Here is a 17,802-nt window from a genome sequence, read left to right as displayed (position 1 = left end):
GAATGCCGCGATGACCGCCTCCCAAGCCCTGCAACCCCACCGTCACCCCTACCAGTTCAGCATCGGCGTGGGCCTGCTGGTGCTTTCCATACCGCTGATGCTGGCCTTGTCGCAACACGATCTTTCGCGGGCACCGACCGGCATAGGGCTGCCCTACTGGCGGGTGGGGGCCGATCTGCTCAAGGTGGTGGTCGCCATACTGATCTTCATCACCGGTTACCGCGCCATCCTGTCACCCCGCAAGGGCGCGGTGGTCTGGCTGGGCATTGCCTTCCTCGGTGTCGGGGTTCTGGGTTTCCTGCATCTGCTCACCCACGGGGAACTGCACGGCGACATGACGCCACCCGGCGAACAGCTCTCCCTCGGGTTCAGTCTGGGCGCCCGCCTGCTGGCCGCCGTTGCCCTGCTGATGTATGCCGCCATGCCTGCCGTACCGGACGTGCCCAGGTTCCGCAAGCGACTGGCTATCGGCATCATGCTGGCATGGGTCCTCATCCCCGGGTATCTGGTACTGACCCACCCCGTGCTGCTGCCCACCCTGCTCGGTGAGCAAGGCAGCCGGACGGCCATTTTCTGGGTTCTGCAGGGCGCCATACCCGTCTTGAATCTGGTCACCCTGGCCATCTTCTGGCAACGCCGCCAGGCGCTCGAACAGGAATGCCTGATGGCCCTGATCTTCGCGGCAGCCCTGTCCGCCGTCGGGGGGGTCTTCTTCGGCAGCTCGTTCGGTGCGCAGGAAAGCATTCCTCACGCGGTGGCACATGTCTACCAGGTAGCGTCCTACCTCTTCCTGTTCCACGCCACCTTCAACGAAGCGCTGCGGCGCCCACTGGAACATCTGGAGATGCTGTACCAGCGCGAGAATGCCACGCTCACGGCCGCGCCCGACGGCGTACTCTGGGTGGACCGGCAAGGGCAGATCGTGCTGGCCAACCCGGCCATGCAGATCCTCAGCGGCTACTCGCCCAGGGAGTTGCTGGGGCAGAACGTAGCCATCTTCCTGCCGCCGCACCTGCGCGAGCGCCATGCGCAGTCCATGCTCGACTACTTCCACGCGCCGCAAAGCCGCCCCATGGGCGTGATGGACCTGAAGCTGCACCGCAAGGACGGCGGCCAGCAGCCCGTGGACATTTCGCTGGGCTATTGGGAAGTCGATGGCGCCCCGCACGCGATTGCCTATATCCGCAACCTGACGGAACGCAAGAAGCTGGAAGAATCATTGCGTCATCAGGCGACGCACGACGAACTGACCGGCCTGCCCAACCGCTGGCTGTTTCAGCTGCAGCTGCGGCAGGCCTTGCTGCTGGCAGAGCGATCGGAAAAGCAGGTGACCGTGCTGTTTGTCGACCTGGACCACTTCAAGGCCGTCAACGACACCTTCGGCCATGCTTCGGGCGACGCCCTCCTGGTGCAGGCCAGCCGACGCATCCAGAGCGTGCTGCGCGCCAGCGACACGCTGGCACGCATGGGCGGTGACGAATTTGCCATCCTGCTGCCCGAGATCAACCTGGCAGACGAGGCGGTCAGCGTGGCGGTGAAGGTCCTGTCGTGCCTGCAGGAGGCCTTCGTGCTGCCGGACCAGCAGGTCTACAGCGGCGCCAGCATCGGCCTGGCCTACTACCCCGACGATGCGCGCGACAGCGACACACTCCTGCGCTACGCCGACATGGCCATGTACCAGGCCAAGCAGGCCGGGCGCGGAGCCTACGCCTGCTACTCACAGGACATGGACCGCCGCACCCACGAGGACATGCAGCTGAACGCACGGCTCAAGACCGCCATCAGCGAGCAGTTGCTGCACCTGCATTTCCAGCCTCAGGTCGATCTGCGCGATGGCCGCCTGGAGGGTGCCGAGGCCCTGCTGCGCTGGCACGACCCGGTACTGGGCCAGGTCAGGCCGGACCGCTTCATCCCCCTGGCCGAGGCCAACGGGCTGATCCTGCCGCTGTCGGACTGGGTGCTGGAGACCGCGTGCCAGCAGATCGCTGCGTGGCAGCGCGCCGGCACGCCACTGCGCCTGTCCGTCAACGTCTCGGCCCACCAGCTGCACCAGGGACAGCTGGCCGACAAGGTGCGCGCCACCCTGGCGAGTACCGGCGCCCACGCCCGCTGGCTCGAGCTGGAGATCACGGAAAGCGTGGCCATGACCCAGCCGCGTCAGGCGCTGGAGCAGCTCAATGCGCTGATTGAGCTGGGCTGCACGGTCTCGCTGGACGATTTCGGCACCGGCTACTCCTCGCTGGCCTATTTGAAGACCCTGCCCGTGAGCAAGCTCAAGATCGACCAGAGTTTTGTACGCGATATCACCGACGACCCGAACGACGACGTCATCGTGCAGACCATCATCGGCATGGCACGCAACCTGGGCCTGGACGTGATCGCAGAAGGCGTGGAAACCGAGGCGCAGCGCGACCGCCTGACGCTCTATGGCTGCAATAGCGGCCAGGGCTATCTGTTCCACCGGCCACTGCCACTGAACGAGTTCAGTGGCCTGCTGAGCAGACATTTCAGTCAACAGAAATCCGATTCGCCTCAGGAGGAGAAAACATGAACCAGTTCAAGATATCCACGCGACTGATCATCCTGATCGGCCTGATGTCGGCCATCCTTGTCGGCATCGGACTGCTGGGCCTGTTGGGCATCGGCCAGTCCAACGCAGCGCTCAAGACGGTGTACGAGGACCGTACCGTGCACACTGGCCAGATTGCCGACATCAACCGTTTGAACTTGCGCAACCGGCTGGCCATTGCCAACAGCCTGGCCTTTCCGGCCCCCGAGGAAATCGCCAGGAACACCACCGAGGTTGAGGCCAACATCAGCGCGATAGGCAAGATCTGGGAGGCCTACATGGCCACCACCCTGACCACCGAAGAAGCCCGGCTTGCCAGGAAATTTTCCGAGGATCGCGCCCGATTCGTGCAGGAAGGCCTCAGACCCGCCGTCACGGCGCTGCGAGCCAATGACCTGGAGGGTGCCAAACGGATCGTGGTAGAAAAAGTCCGCCCGTTGTACACCCCCGTGCGGGAAGGGGTGGATGCCCTGATGAAGCTGCAGCTCGATGTGGCCAAGGGAGAATACGATGCGGCCGTGGCGCGCTATGAAACCATCCGCCTGATCGCCATCGCCGCCATAGTTGCCGGCCTCCTGTTTTCCGTGCTGTTCGGCATGGTCCTGGTGCGTGGCATCACGCGCTCGCTGGACGAGGCCATCACGGCGGCCGATGCCGTGGCGCAAGGCGACCTGAGCCACCGCTTCCAGGTGCAGGGGCAGGACGAAGTGGCGAAACTGCTGCAGGCCCTCGCGGCCATGCAGGACAGCCTGGTCAAGGTGGTCAGCACCGTGCGCCAGGGCTCGGAGTCCGTGGCTACCGCCAGCGCCCAGATCGTCCAGGGCAACCAGGACCTGTCGGCTCGCACCGAAAGCCAGGCCAGCGCGCTGGAAGAGACGGCCGCCTCGATGGAGGAGTTGGGCTCCACCGTCAAGCAGAACGCTGACAACGCCCGCCAAGCCAATCAGCTCGCGCAAAGTGCGTCCACGGTGGCGGTCAAGGGCGGTGAGGTGGTGGCCCAGGTGGTCGACACCATGAAGGGCATCAATGATTCGAGCAAGAAGATCGCCGACATCATCAGCGTGATCGACGGCATCGCCTTCCAGACCAACATCCTGGCGCTCAATGCCGCCGTGGAAGCCGCCCGCGCGGGCGAACAAGGCCGCGGTTTTGCCGTGGTGGCCAGCGAGGTGCGCAGTCTGGCCGGCCGCAGCGCCGAGGCCGCCAAGGAGATCAAGACACTCATCACCGACAGCGTGGGCCGGGTGGAACAGGGCACGGCCCTGGTGGATCAGGCCGGCGCCACCATGGCGGAAGTCGTCGGCAGCATCCGCCGGGTGACCGACATCATGGGCGAGATCAGCGCGGCCAGTGTGGAGCAGAGCGCCGGCGTATCGCAAGTCGGCGAAGCGGTGATGCAGATGGACCAGGCCACACAGCAGAACGCGGCGCTGGTGGAGGAGATGGCGGCGGCGGCTGGCAGCCTGAACGGTCAGGCCCAGGAACTTGTGCAGGTGGTGGCCGTGTTCAAGCTGGATCAGCAGGCCACTCGGCCGCAGGCCGTGCTCGCTGCGGCCACCCTGCCGGCAGCCGCTGCCCTGCGCGCGAACAGTTCACCTTCACCCAGCCACAAAGGCCCGGGGCAACACACGACAACCCCTCTGAAAAAGAGCGAGATCGCGCGTCTCGATGCGCCCAAGCCGGTGACACCCGTCAAGCCGGCGACACCGCCGGCAGACAGCGGCGACTGGGAGTCATTCTGAGCACCTGATGCCGGGACGGCCGCGCTCGCGGCCTTACCTCAGACCCAGGCCTTGAGGTACTCGTCCCAGTGCGGCTCGGCCTGCGCCAGCTGGCCCAGCGTTTCCCTGACCAGCGCGATCTCGCGGTCGTACTCGGCCTCCAGCAGACCGCCGCGCATCTTCTGGAAACGGCAGTAGAGCAGGTAGGTGTTCATCACATCGGTCTCGCAGTAGCGGCGGATGTCTTCCAGCTTGCCGTCCAGATAGGCCGGGTAGACGGCCGAGCCGTCCATGCCCAGCTTGCCGGGGAAGCCGCAGAGCTTGGCCATGGCGTCCAGCGGCGCATTGTTCTTGGGCTGGTACATGGCCAGCAGGTCCATCAGGTCCAGATGGCGCATGTGGTAACGGCTGATGTAGTTGTTCCACTTGAAGTCGCGGTCGTCCTCGCCCTGGTCCCAATACTTGTCGGCCACCACCCCATGCTGCAGGCCGCGGTAGTGCAGCACCGGCAGGTCGAAGCCGCCACCGTTCCAGCTGACCAGCTGGGGCACGTGTTTTTCCAGCGTATTGAAGAAGGTCTGGATGACCTTGCCCTCGCTCCTGCCGTCACGGTCGACGAAGGAATGGATGCGCAGGCCCTCGGCGTTGCGAAACACGGCGCTGATGACCAGGATGCGCTGCAGGTGCAGGGGCATGAAATCGCTCTGCCCTTTTTCCTTGCGCTCGGCCAGCCAGGCCGCGTAGACCTGCTCGTCCGGACTGTCGGCGGGCATGTCGCGCAGGGCACGCAGACCGGCGATGTCGGGGATGGATTCGATGTCGAAGACAAGTACAGGGCTGGTCATGGCCGGACTTTACCAGTCCGACCATGACCAGCCCTGCGGGCGTATCAGGACCCCCCACCCTGCCCTCCCCCGAGGGGGAGGGTTGGAATAATCAGAGCAGGGCTTCGCGCGTGATGCCGCGGCGGGCCAGGTGGCGCTTGAGCTTGAACAGGGCCTCGTTCTGTACCTGGCGCACGCGCTCGCGCGTCAGGCCCAGGCGCTGGCTCAGCACGTCCAGGGTCTCGGGCTCGTGGTCGTGCAGACCGTAGCGCCCTTCCAGCACCTCGCGCTCGCGTTCCGACAGGCTCATCAGCCAGTCCTCCAGCAGGCGCTCGACCTCGTGCGCCTGCGTGATGCCGCTGGGATCGATGGCCAGCTCGTCCACCACGGTGTCGCCCAGGGTCTGTTCGCCATCCATGCGATCCAGCGCCGCATCGAGCGAGCGCGGCGTCTCGGCCAGGGCCAGCAACTCGGCCACCTCATGGACGTCGCGCCGCAGGAAATCCGCCACGTCCTCGACCCGCACCCCCTCCGGGCGACGCGCCGCGAAAGCAGCGTCGTTCTCGAGTTCGCGGCGCGCACGCAGCACCTGTTGCAGTTCGCGCACCACGTTGACGGGCAGCCGGATCATCCGCCCCTGCTGCATCAGCGCGCGCTCCACCGACTGCCGTATCCACCAGGTGGCGTAGGTGGAGAAGCGGAAACCGCGCTCGGGTTCGAATTTCTCGATCGCATGCATGAGGCCGAGGTTGCCCTCCTCGATCAGGTCCGACAGCGGCACGCCGCGCCCCAGGTAGAGCTTGGCGATGCTGACCACCAGGCGCAGGTTGTGCTCGATCATGCTCTGGCGGGCGGCAAAGTCGCCGGCCCGCGCACGCACGGCCGTCTCGTACTCCTGCTCGGGGGTGAAAAGCTCGGTGCGACGCACATGGCGCAGATAGGCGGTGAGTGCATCGCCCGAATCGGCAGCCAGTTCGCCCACGATCGGCGTGGGCGCGTCGGCGTCGGCCGCAGTGGCTGCTGCACGGCCCTCCAGCGACAAGGTTTTACGCGCGTCGTCTTGGCCGTGGAGGGAGCGTCGGGGCATGGCTGTTCCTCACGGCATGCGGTGCGCCCCTAGCGCGGCGGCAGGTACTTGAGCGGGTCGACCGGCTTGCCCTGGCGCCGCACCTCGAAGTGCAGCTTCACGCGGTCGGCATCGCTGTTGCCCATCTCGGCGATCTTCTGGCCCTTGCGCACGGCCTGGTCTTCCTTGACCAGCAGCGTCTTGTTGTGGGCGTAGGCCGTCAGGTAGGTGTTGTTGTGCTTGAGGATGATGAGGTTGCCGTAACCGCGCAGGCCGGCACCGACATAGACCACACGCCCTTCGGCCGCGGCCAGCACCGGCTCGCCTGCTGCGCCCCCCAGGTCGAGGCCCTTGTTCTTCAGTTCGTCAAAGCCCGCCAGCACCGGGCCGGGCACGGGCCAGATCCAGCTCAGACCGGATTCGGTGGCCGCTGCAGGCTCCGCTGCGGTGGCCGCGGCGGCCGGCTTGGCCGCGGCGCTCGATGCCTGGCCAGGCTGGACCTGGCTCGATGCGATGCTGGAGGAACTGATGGGCCGGGTCACGACACCGTTGCTCTCTGCGGCGGCCACGGTCGTGGTCGGCGGGGTCACGCGCAGGACCTGCCCCACCTCGATCTGGTTGGGCTGCGCCAGGTTGTTCCAGGCCGCAATGTCTTTCCAGTTCTGCCCGGTTTCCAGCCCGATGCGGATCAGCGTCTCGCCGGGCTTGACGGTGTAGTAGCCAACCTTGCCGGCGTTCTCGAAGCCCGGTGGCTGCTTGACCGCCACGGTGTTGGGATCCATTGCCGGTCTGGAAACAGCGGTGCGCCGCTCCTCGACCGGGGCGCGGCTGGTCGGGCTCGTGCCGCACGCCACCAGGAGCAGCGTGCCAGCCACCAGCAAACCCAACGACCCTGCTCGTCGCGTATAGACCGTCATAGATGATTCCTTCATGCGATGCCCGATTTTAGGGGGACAAAGTGCACCGCCTCAAGCAGGGTGTGCTGAACCCCGGCTGCGGTCTTGTCCAGCACCAGCAAGGCCTGGGCGCCACCCGCTGCACTGGCCACCGGCGCCACCAGGCGCCCGCCCACACCGAGCTGCTCGATCCAGGCCTGCGGCACCGCTTCGCCACCCGCCGCCGCGATGATGCCGGCATAGGGCGCCCCCTGGGCGAAGCCGGCCATGCCGTCGCCGAAGAGCAGGTGCACATTGGGCAGGCGTAGCGGGCGCAGGTTCTCGCGAGCCTTGTCGTGCAGGCCGCGCAATCGCTCGATGCTATAGACCTCTTTCACCAGCAGGCTCAGCACGGCGGCCTGGTAACCGCAGCCCGTGCCGATCTCCAGCACGCGCCCCATGGGTTCCGTGCGACCGGCGAGCAACAACTCGATCATGCGCGCCACGACATTGGGCTTGGAGATGGTCTGGCCCAGGCCGATGGGCAGGCTGGTGTCTTCATAAGCCTGCGTGGCCAGCGCGGTGTCGACGAAACGATGCCGCTCCACACGGCCCATGGCTTCAAGCACCCGCGCATCCTTGATGCCCTGTGCGGCCAGCTTCTTCACCATGGCCAGACGTACCGCCTGGGAGTCCAGGCCCAGGCCCTGCGGCGTGGGGGCCACCCGTCCAGGGCGCTGCAGACCGGCGGACGCCAGCGATGCCGGCGCACTGCGCTGCGCCGCCGGCAAGGCGGGGCGCACAGCGGCGTCAGCCGGTCGATCCAGCCGCACCGGGAAGGCGGGGCGCGGACGCGAATTCATGATGGCGCCCTGCCCGTGCGCTGTGCCATGGACTGCGCCCAGTAACCCAGACGCTCGTGGTCGGACAAGTCCACCTTGAGCGGCGTCACCGAGACGTGGCCCTGGGCGGTGGCGTGAAAGTCGGTGCCCTCGCTCTCGTCCATGGCAGGACCGGCCGCACCGATCCAGTACATGGTCTCGCCGCGCGGACTGGTCTGGGTGATGACCGGTTCGGCCGCATGGCGCCGCCCCAGGCGGCAGACCTTGACGGACTTGAGTTGCGCCTGCGGCAGGCAGGGGATATTGACGTTGAGCAGCCAGGGCTGCGCGTCCCCGGTGCGGTGACGGATCATCTGCTCGACCAGTTCACGCGCCCGGACGGCCGCGGCGTCCAGGTGCTTCCAGCCTTTGTCGGTCTGCGAGAAGGCGATGGCCGGGATGCCGAAGAGATAGCCCTCCATGGCCGCCCCGACCGTGCCGGAATAGATGGTGTCGTCGCCCATGTTGGCGCCGTTGTTGATGCCCGAGACCACCAGGTCGGGCCGGTAGCCCAGCAGGCCGGTCAGGGCGATGTGCACGCAGTCGGCCGGTGTGCCATTGACGTAGCGAAAACCGTTGGCCGCGCGGTGCACGTAGAGCGGGGAATGCAGGGTCAGCGCGTTGGATTTGGCACTGTTGTTGTGCTCGGGCGCCACCACCTCGACCTCGGCCACCTCCTTCAGCGCCTCGTACAAGGCCACGATGCCGGGCGCCTGGTAGCCATCGTCGTTGGAGATCAGGATTTTCATGGTTGGCATGTCTGCGCCTATTGTAGGTGGCCGGCCTCTGTGCCTTGACTTGCGTCACGCGTGGGACAAGAGGGGAAACAGCCTTGCCCGTATCATGCCCGACGCACCTCAGCACGAAAACAGGAGACACGGAATGCACGCATGGTTTTGTACCGACCCAACCGGAGTGGACGCCCTCGAGTGGAAGGAACAAGCCACCCCGCAGCCCGGTCCCGGCCAGGTGCTGGTGGCGATCATGGCCGCCAGCCTGAACTTCCCCGACCTGCTGATCGTGCAGAACAAGTACCAGATCAAGCCGCCTCTGCCCTTCGTGCCGGGCGCCGAGTACGCTGGCGTGGTCGAAGCCCTGGGCGAGGGTGTGACGAACCTGAAGGTAGGCCAGCACGTGGCCTGCCTCTCGGGCACTGGCGGCTTCGGCACCCACACCCTGGCGACGGCCGCCCTGTGCCTGCCGCTGCCCGCGGGTTTCCCCTTCACCGATGCGGCGGCCTTCATCATGACCTACGCCACCTCGCACCACGCGCTGGTCGATCGCGCCCAGCTCCAGGCCGGCGAGACGGTGCTGGTGCTGGGTGCGGCCGGCGGCGTGGGCACCGCCGCCATCCAGATTGCCAAGGCCATGGGGGCACGCGTGATCGCCGCGGCCTCCAGCGATGACAAGTGCGCCGTGTGCAAGGCCATCGGCGCCGACGAGACCATCAACTACAGCACGCAGGACCTGCGCGAACAGCTCAAGGCCCTGACCGGTGGCAAGGGCCCCGACGTGGTCTACGACCCCGTGGGCGGCGACCTGGCCGAGCCGGCGCTGCGCTCGATCGCCTGGCGCGGCCGTTATCTGGTGGTGGGTTTTGCCGCCGGCCCCATCCCCGCGCTGCCGCTGAACCTGCCCCTGCTCAAGGGCGCCTCCATCGTCGGTGTGTTCTGGGGCGAGTTCGCGCGCCGTGAACCGCAGGCCAACGCCGCCATGATGATGGCGCTGGCCCAGTGGTACGGGCGAGGCCTGGTCAAACCTGTGATCGACAGCACCCTGCCCATGGGCGAACTCAAGGCCGCTTACGCGCGCATGGGCGCGCGCGATGTGAAGGGCAAGCTCGTGCTCGTGAATTGAGGGGGGCGCTGCAGCCCGCCCCTTCGCTGCAACATGTCTTTCGACCCGTTGCAAAAAATCTTCATGTCCGCTGTCTAGAATCCCGGGCGCCATTCGTCGTGCTTGATGACACACCAGCACGGAAAGCCCATGCCCCCGACACTCTCGACCTCCCCTGAAGCCGCACCACCCCTGGCTGGCCGGCGCGAATGGATCGGCCTGGCGCTGATCGCCCTGCCCTGCGCCGTCTATGCCATGGACCTCACGGTGCTCAACCTGGCCCTGCCGGCCATCAGCGCCGACCTGCAGCCCACGCCTTCGCAACTGCTGTGGATCGTGGACATCTACGGCTTCCTGGTCGCGGGTTTCCTCATCACCATGGGCACGCTGGGCGACCGCATCGGCCGCCGCCGCCTGCTGCTGATCGGCGCGGCGGCCTTTGCGGCCGCCAGCACCCTGGCTGCCTTCGTGCACAGCGCCGAGGCCCTGATCGCCCTGCGCGCCCTGCTGGGCGTGGCCGGGGCCACGCTGGCGCCCTCGACGCTCTCGCTGATCCGCAACATGTTCCACGACGAGCGGCAGCGCCAGTTCGCGATCGGCATCTGGATCACCGCCTTCTCGGTGGGCAGCGCCATCGGGCCGCTGGCCGGCGGCCTGCTGCTGCAGTGGTTCCCCTGGGGCTCCGTCTTCCTGGCCGCGGTGCCGGTCATGCTGCTGCTCCTGCTGCTGGGCCCATCCCTGCTGCCCGAGTACCGTGACCCGCAGGCCGGGCACCTGGATCTGGCCAGCGTAGCGTTGTCGCTGGCCGCGGTGCTGCCCCTGATCTGGGGTCTGAAGCAGTTGGCCGAAGCCGGTCCGCATGTGGCCGCCTTCGCGGCACTGATGGGTGGCCTGAGCCTGGGTGCCGTGTTCGTGCGGCGCCAGTCGCGGCTGGCCTACCCGCTGCTCGACCTGGGCCTGTTCCGCCGACCGGCTTTCGCCGCGGCACTCACCATCTATGCCCTGTCCAGCCTGGCCATGTTCGGGGTCTACATCTTCCTCACGCAGTACCTGCAGGGTGTACTGGGCCTGAGCCCGCTGGCCGCGGGCCTGGCCACCGTGCCCTGGGCCCTGAGCTTCGTCGTTGGCTCCTTGCTGGCGCCCCGGCTGGCGCAGCACTGGCCACCGCACCAGTTGCTGGCAGCGGCGCTGCTGATGGCTGCGTCTGGTTTTGCCCTGCTGCTGGCCACCCATGACCTGGCCACCTTGCCGGTGCTGATCGTGGCCACCGTGGTCATGAGCCTGGGAATGGCACCGGTCTTCACCATCGGCACGGAGATCGTCGTGACCTCGGCGCCGCCGGAGCGCGCCGGGGCCGCCTCCGCCATGGCCGAAACCGCTTCCGAGTTCAGCGGTGCCTGCGGCATCGCGATCTTCGGCAGCCTGGGCACCTGGCTCTACCGCGAACGCCTGCTGGCGACACTGCCTGCCGATGTGCCAGCCGACAGTGTGGCAGCCGCCGGCGCCACCCTGGGCGGCGCACTGGCTGCTGCCGCAGCCCTGCCGGAGGCGACGGGGTCCCTGCTGCGCGAGGCTGCACGCCTGGCCTTCACCGACGCACTGCATGCCACGGCGGCGGCCGGTACGCTCCTGCTGCTGCTGGCGGCCGTGCTGGTGCGGCGCATGCTGACGCCGCAAGCGCAGCCCTGAAACGAATCAAGGCCCCGCAGGGCCTTGATTCAATGTGATGGGATGGGGTGGCTGATGGGACTCGAACCCACGACGACAGGAATCACAATCCTGGACTCTACCAACTGAGCTACAGCCACCGCAAGGCTGAAATTATAACCTCAGTCGCTCAGGAGGCGCCGCGCGCCGCAGGCAGGGCATTCGCGGGGCGCGGCACCTTGATCTGCACCTTGAGGCGTTCCTGCAGCAATTGATAGTAGGCCTGGCCTTCGGCCTGCATCCACCACTGGGCGTACTGGGCGCGGTCCTGACGCTGGGCATCGGCCGCGGCGGCGGGGCGCTCGACGCGCTTGATGATGCGGGCCACGACGTAACCCTGGGCACCGAGATCGACCCCCACCCACTGCGGCAGCTGGGCCGCATCGGCGCGCAGCACCGCATCGACCACGGCCGCCGGCAGGTTCTGCGTCTGGTCACGCGACACGACCTGGGTGGTGGCCCCCGCAAGGGCGCCCGCAGGGCTGGCCTTCCAGGCCGCCAGTTTCTGCTGGCCTTCCTGGCGCGCCAGTTCGGCAGCACGTAGCTGAACGATACGCTCGCGAACGACGGTGCGCACCTCGGCCAGCGGCAGCGTGCGCGCCGGCGTGTGGCGGGTGATGCGCGCGGACGCCAGCTGGCTGGGAGCGATCTCCACCGCTTCGGTGTTGCGCTTGTTGTTCACGCTGTCGGGACTGAAAACGGCCTCCAGGAACTTGGCGCTGGCCAGCACCCCCTTGGCACCGGGCACCGGCTCGCGCAGCAGGCCGTTGGCCGTCTGGATCTCGAGCTTGAGCTTGTCGGCCACGGGCTTGAGGCTGTCGGACTGTTCGTAGACACCGTTGGTGAAGGCTTCGGCAGCCTCGGCGTAGCGGGCACGCGCCTGCTGGTTTTTCAGGTCCTCTTCCAGGCTGGCACGCAGTTCGGCAAAGCTCTTCTGCTTGGGCGCCTTGATGTCGGTCAACCGGATGACGTGAAAGCCGAAGTCGGATTCGACCACGTCGCTGATCTCGCCCTTCTTCAGCGCAAAAGCAGCGTCCTCGAAAGGCTTGACCATGGCGCCGCGCGGGAAGAAGTCGAGGTCACCGCCATTGGGGGCCGAACCCGGATCCTGTGAGTGCTTGCGCGCCAGCTGAGCAAAGGTGTCGGGCGCCTTGCGCGCCTGAGCCAGCAGCTCCTGCGCGCGCTCGCGCGCCTTCTGGCGCTCGGCTGCGGAAGCATCCTTGGCCGCGGAGATCAGGATGTGGCTGGCACGACGCTCCTCGGGGCCGCTCAGGCGCGCGGCGTTCTGCTCGTAATAGCTGCGCACGTCCTGCTCATTGAGCTTGATCGTCTTGCGCACGGCATCGATGTCCAGCACGATGTACTCGATGCTGGCCTGCTCGGGCGCCTGGAACAGGGCCTGGTTGGCCTGGTAGAAGGCCTCCAGTTCGCTGTCTTCGGGTTTGACACGTGCGGCGAAATCGGCCACGGCAAAACGTGCCACTTGCACTTCACGCCGCTCGAAGTAGGCGTTCAGCGCCAGATCAGCGGGCACGGCCTGGATGAAGGCGGTCTGAGCCACGCCGGCCTGCACCTGGCGTGCTGCCAGGTCGCTGCGCATGCGGGCTTCGAACATCTCGGGGCTCATGCCCTGGCGGCCCAGCAGCTGGCGATAACGCTCCATGTCGAGCGTGCCATCGGGGCGGCGCAGCTCGGCAATGGCGGGGATGGATTGCAGTTCGCGCGCCAGGCGTGCGTCGCTGGTGCCCAGATGGGCCGCCTGCGCAGCCTGCACCAGCACGCGCTCGCGCACCAGACGCTCCAGCGTGCCGTAGCGCGCCTGCTCGGAGTCGAGCAGCTTGGCATCGATGGTGGGCATCAGCTGGCGCACGCGCTCGATCTCTTCGCGGTGTGCCGCTTCCCATTCGCCACGGGTGATCTCGACGCGGCCGATGCGGGCCACCGTCTGGTCCTGTTCGCGGAAACGGGTGTAGCCATCAATGCCGACCAGCACGAAAGACGGGATGATCACCAGGAACAGGACGACCATCATGATCTTGGTGTGCTTGCGTACGTAGTCAAACATGGGAACGCTCTCCATCGAAAAAACAAAAAGGCGAACACATCGTTCGCCTTTGCCTGGGTTGGTGGGTGCTGACGGGGTCGAACCGCCGACCTACTCCGTGTAAAGGAGCCGCTCTGCCAACTGAGCTAAGCACCCCACCGAAACAGATCAGGTCAGTTCAGTGCATCCTTCAGGGCTTTGCCCGGACGGAACTTCGGCACCTTGGCTGCCTTGATTTTAATCGCTGCGCCGGTGCGGGGATTGCGGCCGGTGCGGGCGGCACGCTTGCCGACGGCGAAGGTACCAAAACCCACGAGGGAAACGGAGCCACCCTTTTTCAGCGTGGTCTTGACGGCACCAATGGTGGACTCCAGAGCGCGGGTCGCGGCGGCCTTGGAGATGTCGGCATGCTTGGCGATGTGCTCGATCAGTTCGGTCTTGTTCACAAATATCCCCTTGTATGGAAACTGCGTTGGTCAGTGTGTCTTGTCAGAAATTTTGGCTTGCCGGTCCGGTCGGGCGAACCGGTGTCGGGTGGCTGGGCCTGCAGCTTGCACTGCTGCATGCGATTAGAGCGAGGGATGATACCCGTGTCAACATGGCATGCGGCATTACAACAGCGCGGGGGCGAATTCTAGACGTATTTTTCATGCGCATCCCCGCTGATCTTCACAAATAAATTTTTCTTGTCCGTAGCGTCAACACTTTTCACCGCAGAGACAGGGGGGCGGTAGTTGCCGCTCACCCGCATGAGTGGATGGCGCACCACATCAGCGCGCTGGCCGCACCACCAGGCTCACGCCCACGGCCGTCAGTACCGTCCCCGTGATGGTCAGCAGGGTGATCGGCTCATTGAACAGCAGCCAGGCCATCAGGGCCGTGGTCGGGGGCACCAGGTAGAGCAGGCTGGTGACGCCGGTGGCGGCGCCACGCTGTATCAAAAGGTAGAGCAGTGAACTGCCGCCCAGCGTCAGCCCCAGGACCGACCAGGCCATGGCGGCGACCAGCTCCCAGTTCACGGCGCCGGTCATGGCGGTCCAGTGCAGGGTTTCGGTCTCGAGCAGGGCCAGCGGCAGCGTGACCACGAGTGCCGCGATGAGCTGTACCGCATTGGCGCTGCGCACATCGCAAGGCGCAACAAAATGTTTCTGATAGAGCGTGCCGGTGGTGATGCTCAGCAGCGCCAGCACCGCCAGCGAGAGATTGAACAGGTCGGCTTCGCCGCCTTGCCCGAACTTGCGCGCCACCACCAGCGCCAGCCCGGCGAAGCCCAGTGCGAGGCCGGCCCACTGCCGCCGCGTCACGGACGAACCGCGCGCCGACAGCCAGATGGCGGTGAGCACCGGCTGCAGGCCCACGATCAGGGCCACCAGCCCGGAGCCCATGCCCGCCTTCACCGCCGCCCACACCCCTCCCAGATAACCGGCATGCATGAGCACCCCTGTCACCGAGAGATGCAGCCATTGCGTGCGCGTGGCCGGCCAGGCCACACGGGCCAGCAGGACCCAGGGCAGAAAACAGAGGATGGACAGCACATAGCGCCAGGCCAGAAAACCCAGTGGCGGCGCATGGGGCATGCCGTAGCGCGCCACGATGAAGCCGGTGCTCCAGATCAGCACGAAGACCAGGGGCATGGCCCGCAGCAGGGCTTCACTGTCGCTGCGGTGACTCATCGGGTCCAGGCTTCATTTCACGCGGGCACGGATTTCCGGCAGGGCTTTCTGCAGGTAATAGACCATGGACCAGACGGTCAGCACGGCGGCGACCCAGATCAGGCCGGTGCCCCACAGATGGGTATCGATCAGGCCAAACAGCGAGCCGTCGAACAGCAGGAAGGGAATGGCCACCATCTGCACCGTGGTCTTCACCTTGCCCAGCATGTGCACAGCCACACTGCGGCTGGCGCCGATCTGTGCCATCCACTCGCGCAGGGCCGAGATCGCGATCTCGCGGCCGATGATGATGAGGCCCACAAAGACGTCAGCGCGCTGCAGGTGCACCAGCACCAGCAGGCTGGCGCAGACCAGGAACTTGTCGGCCACCGGATCGAGGAAGGCGCCGAAGGATGAAATCTGGTTGAGCTTGCGCGCGAGGTAGCCGTCGAGCCAGTCGGTCAGGGCGAACACCACGAACATCACCGTGGCAATCAGGTTGCGTGTGGCGGGCTCCAGGGGCAGGTAGAACACCCCCACGATCAGAGGGATCGCGACGATGCGCGTCCAGGTCATGAGGGTGGGAATGGTGAAAAACATGGGCCTGATTGTGGCATGGCCCGCAGACCCGCCCGCGATCGCCCGGCGCTTCAGTGCAAGGCGCGGTAAATGGCCTCAGCCAGTTCGTGCGAAATGCCGTCCACCGAGGCCAGGTCCTCGACACTGGCAGACGCCACGCCGCGCGCACCGCCAAAGCGCTGCAGCAGCCTGGCGCGCCGCTTGGGACCGACACCGGGGATCTCCTCGATCTTGCTGCCGCCGGTGCGCACCTTGGCACGCGCGGCGCGCATGCCGGTGATGGCAAAGCGGTGCGCCTCGTCGCGGATCTGCGCCACCAGCATCAGGGCCGCCGAGTCCTTGCCCAGGTAGACCTTCTCACGCCCGTCGGCAAACACCAGCTCCTCCAGGCCGACCTTGCGCCCTTCGCCCTTTTCCACGCCGACGATGAGCCCCAGGTCCAGGCCCAGCTGCTCGAACACCTCGCGGGCCATCGCCACCTGGCCCTTGCCACCGTCGACCAGCACCAGGTCGGGCAGGCGGTCGGTGCCCTCGGTGGCCATGCCGCCCTCGCCTTCGCCCCCTTCTCGCAAGGCCTGGGCCAGGCGGGCGTAACGGCGCGTCAGCACCTGGCGCATGGCCGCGTAATCATCCCCCGGCGTGATGCCGTCGATCTTGTAGCGCCGGTACTCGCTGTTCTGCATCTTGTGGTGGTGGAACACCACGCAGGAGGCCTGGGTGGACTCGCCCGCCGTGTGGGAGATGTCGAAACACTCGATCCGCAGTTCGTCCAGCCGATCCTGCGGCAAGGCCAGTGCCTCGGCCAGCGCACGTGTACGGGCCTGCTGCGAGCCCTCCTCGGCCAGCAGACGGGCCAGCTGCAGGGCCGCGTTGGTCTGCGCCATCTCCAGCCAGCTGCGGCGCAACTCGCGCGGCTGATGCACGGCGCGGATCCGGATGCCGGTCTGCTCCGACAGGGCCTCGATCAGGCCCTTGCTCACCGGTTCGCTGGTGATCAGCGTGGGCACGGCCGGCACCTCCACATAGTGCTGGGCAACGAAGGCTTCCAGCACCTGCACCTCGACCGGCACGGCGCCGCTGTCGTCCTCGCTGGCCAGCAAGGCCGCATCCTCGACGTGCACGGGGAAATAGGCACGGTCGCCCAGGTGGCGGCCGCCACGCACCATGGCCAGGTTGACGCAGGCACGACCGCCCTGCACCTTGACGGCCAGGATGTCCACATCGCGGTCGTCCACGTTGTCCATGGACTGCTGGTGCAGCACATTGGAAAGCGCGGCCACCTGATCGCGCAGTTCGGCCGCCTGCTCGAACTCCAGCCGCTCGGAATGCGCCATCATGCGGGCTTCGAGCTGCTGCAGCACCTGCTGCGTCTCGCCATGGAGAAAACCTTCGGCATGTGCCACGTCCTGCGCATAGGCCTCGGGTGTGACGAGGCCCACGCAGGGACCGGAGCACCGCTTGATCTGGTAAAGCAGGCAGGGCCGCGTGCGGTTGGCAAACACCGTGTCTTCGCAGGTGCGCAGGCGGAACACCTTCTGCAGCAGCAGGATGCCCTCCTTCACGGCCCAGGCGCTGGGGTAAGGCCCGAAGTAGTGGTGCTTTTTCTCCACTGCGCCGCGGTAGTAGGCCACGCGCGGCCAGGCCAGGGCGGCCTGGTGATCGGCCGCCTGGGCCACGGTGATCTTCAGGTAGGGATAACTCTTGTCGTCGCGAAACAGGATGTTGTAGCGCGGGTGCTGCGTCTTGATCAGGTTGTTTTCCAGCAGCAGGGCTTCGGCCTCGGAGCGCACCACCGTGGTCTCCAGGCGCACGATCTTGCCCACCATGTGGCCGATGCGCGTGCCGTCATGACTCTTCTGAAAGTAGTTGGCCACGCGCTTCTTGAGGTTGCGCGCCTTGCCCACGTAAAGCAGGCCGCCCTCGGCGTCGAAGTAGCGGTAGACACCAGGCAGCGACGGCAGGGCCGCCACCTGCGCCAGCAGCTCCGCGCTATGCACGCTGACCGGCCCCGCCTCTTCTTCCTTGATCTTCTCGTTTGCCATGACCTG

General features: G+C 66.5%; 14 protein-coding genes and 2 tRNA genes. 4 read left to right on the top strand and 12 right to left on the bottom strand.

The features are described from left to right. Nucleotides 1-10: 10 nt before the first annotated feature. Entirely contained in the window at nucleotides 11-2,551 is a 2,541-nt protein-coding gene (locus AC1RRP_RS10280) for a putative bifunctional diguanylate cyclase/phosphodiesterase (protein ID WP_493035792.1), read from the top strand. Further along, entirely contained in the window at nucleotides 2,548-4,311 is a 1,764-nt protein-coding gene (locus AC1RRP_RS10275) for a methyl-accepting chemotaxis protein (RefSeq protein ID WP_493035790.1), read from the top strand. The genes AC1RRP_RS10280 and AC1RRP_RS10275 overlap by 4 nt, the downstream gene beginning before the upstream one ends. A gap of 38 nt (nucleotides 4,312-4,349) precedes the next feature. On the opposite strand, the gene AC1RRP_RS10270 is transcribed toward AC1RRP_RS10275, so the two are convergent. From AC1RRP_RS10270 to surE, 5 genes are all read right to left on the bottom strand, one after another. Next, nucleotides 4,350-5,135: a 3'-5' exonuclease gene (locus tag AC1RRP_RS10270; RefSeq protein WP_493035788.1), complete on the bottom strand. Its 786-nt coding sequence runs from the start codon at nucleotides 5,133-5,135 to the stop codon at nucleotides 4,350-4,352. Between the two features lie 91 nt (nucleotides 5,136-5,226). Next, entirely contained in the window at nucleotides 5,227-6,201 is a 975-nt protein-coding gene (locus AC1RRP_RS10265; RefSeq protein ID WP_493035787.1) for a sigma-70 family RNA polymerase sigma factor, read from the bottom strand. Between the two features lie 29 nt (nucleotides 6,202-6,230). Beyond that, nucleotides 6,231-7,112: a peptidoglycan DD-metalloendopeptidase family protein gene (locus tag AC1RRP_RS10260; protein ID WP_493035785.1), complete on the bottom strand. Its 882-nt coding sequence runs from the start codon at nucleotides 7,110-7,112 to the stop codon at nucleotides 6,231-6,233. Further along, complete coding sequence (locus AC1RRP_RS10255) at nucleotides 7,109-7,918, bottom strand: protein-L-isoaspartate(D-aspartate) O-methyltransferase (RefSeq protein ID WP_493035783.1); 810 nt, start codon at nucleotides 7,916-7,918, stop codon at nucleotides 7,109-7,111. Before AC1RRP_RS10255 ends, AC1RRP_RS10260 begins: the two co-directional genes overlap by 4 nt. After that, the gene (gene surE, locus AC1RRP_RS10250; protein ID WP_493036069.1) at nucleotides 7,915-8,685 is read right to left on the bottom strand and encodes a 5'/3'-nucleotidase SurE; all 771 of its coding nucleotides are present in this window, start codon (nucleotides 8,683-8,685) and stop codon (nucleotides 7,915-7,917) included. The genes AC1RRP_RS10255 and surE overlap by 4 nt, the downstream gene beginning before the upstream one ends. Before the next feature lie 133 nt (nucleotides 8,686-8,818). Here surE and AC1RRP_RS10245 point away from each other — a divergent pair, with 133 nt between their 5' ends. Together AC1RRP_RS10245 and AC1RRP_RS10240 are read left to right on the top strand one after the other, a co-directional pair. Beyond that, on the top strand, nucleotides 8,819-9,793 hold the full coding sequence (locus AC1RRP_RS10245; protein ID WP_493035781.1) for an NADPH:quinone oxidoreductase family protein: 975 nt from the start codon (nucleotides 8,819-8,821) through the stop codon (nucleotides 9,791-9,793). Between the two features lie 129 nt (nucleotides 9,794-9,922). Further along, on the top strand, nucleotides 9,923-11,461 hold the full coding sequence (locus AC1RRP_RS10240) for an MFS transporter (RefSeq protein ID WP_493035779.1): 1,539 nt from the start codon (nucleotides 9,923-9,925) through the stop codon (nucleotides 11,459-11,461). Between the two features lie 43 nt (nucleotides 11,462-11,504). Here the strand turns inward: AC1RRP_RS10240 and AC1RRP_RS10235 are convergent. From AC1RRP_RS10235 to uvrC, 7 genes are all read right to left on the bottom strand, one after another. Then, a tRNA-His gene (locus AC1RRP_RS10235) sits at nucleotides 11,505-11,580 on the bottom strand. Nucleotides 11,581-11,609: 29 nt separating this feature from the next. After that, nucleotides 11,610-13,544, bottom strand: a complete 1,935-nt coding sequence (locus AC1RRP_RS10230) for a SurA N-terminal domain-containing protein (RefSeq protein ID WP_493035777.1) — start codon at nucleotides 13,542-13,544, stop codon at nucleotides 11,610-11,612. A 59-nt stretch (nucleotides 13,545-13,603) separates the two neighbouring features. Further along, nucleotides 13,604-13,679: transfer RNA gene (locus tag AC1RRP_RS10225), tRNA-Val, on the bottom strand. 17 nt (nucleotides 13,680-13,696) lie between these two features. Continuing rightward, the gene (locus AC1RRP_RS10220) at nucleotides 13,697-13,969 is read right to left on the bottom strand and encodes an HU family DNA-binding protein (protein WP_057675617.1); all 273 of its coding nucleotides are present in this window, start codon (nucleotides 13,967-13,969) and stop codon (nucleotides 13,697-13,699) included. Between the two features lie 324 nt (nucleotides 13,970-14,293). Continuing rightward, nucleotides 14,294-15,196, bottom strand: coding sequence for a DMT family transporter (locus AC1RRP_RS10215; protein WP_493035774.1), 903 nt, complete (start codon nucleotides 15,194-15,196; stop codon nucleotides 14,294-14,296). A 12-nt stretch (nucleotides 15,197-15,208) separates the two neighbouring features. Further along, a complete protein-coding gene (pgsA, locus tag AC1RRP_RS10210) occupies nucleotides 15,209-15,775 on the bottom strand; it encodes a CDP-diacylglycerol--glycerol-3-phosphate 3-phosphatidyltransferase (protein WP_493035772.1) in 567 nt (188 codons plus the stop codon). 50 nt (nucleotides 15,776-15,825) lie between these two features. After that, nucleotides 15,826-17,796 (bottom strand): excinuclease ABC subunit UvrC, encoded by a 1,971-nt coding sequence (gene uvrC / locus AC1RRP_RS10205; protein ID WP_493035770.1) that lies wholly within the window; start codon nucleotides 17,794-17,796, stop codon nucleotides 15,826-15,828. Nucleotides 17,797-17,802: the final 6 nt, after the last annotated feature.

The sequence above is a fragment of the Hylemonella sp. GW821-FHT12C09 genome (assembly GCF_058807395.1).
Note: the sequence above shows the minus strand (reverse complement) of the source record. Positions and strands in the feature narration are given on the sequence as shown.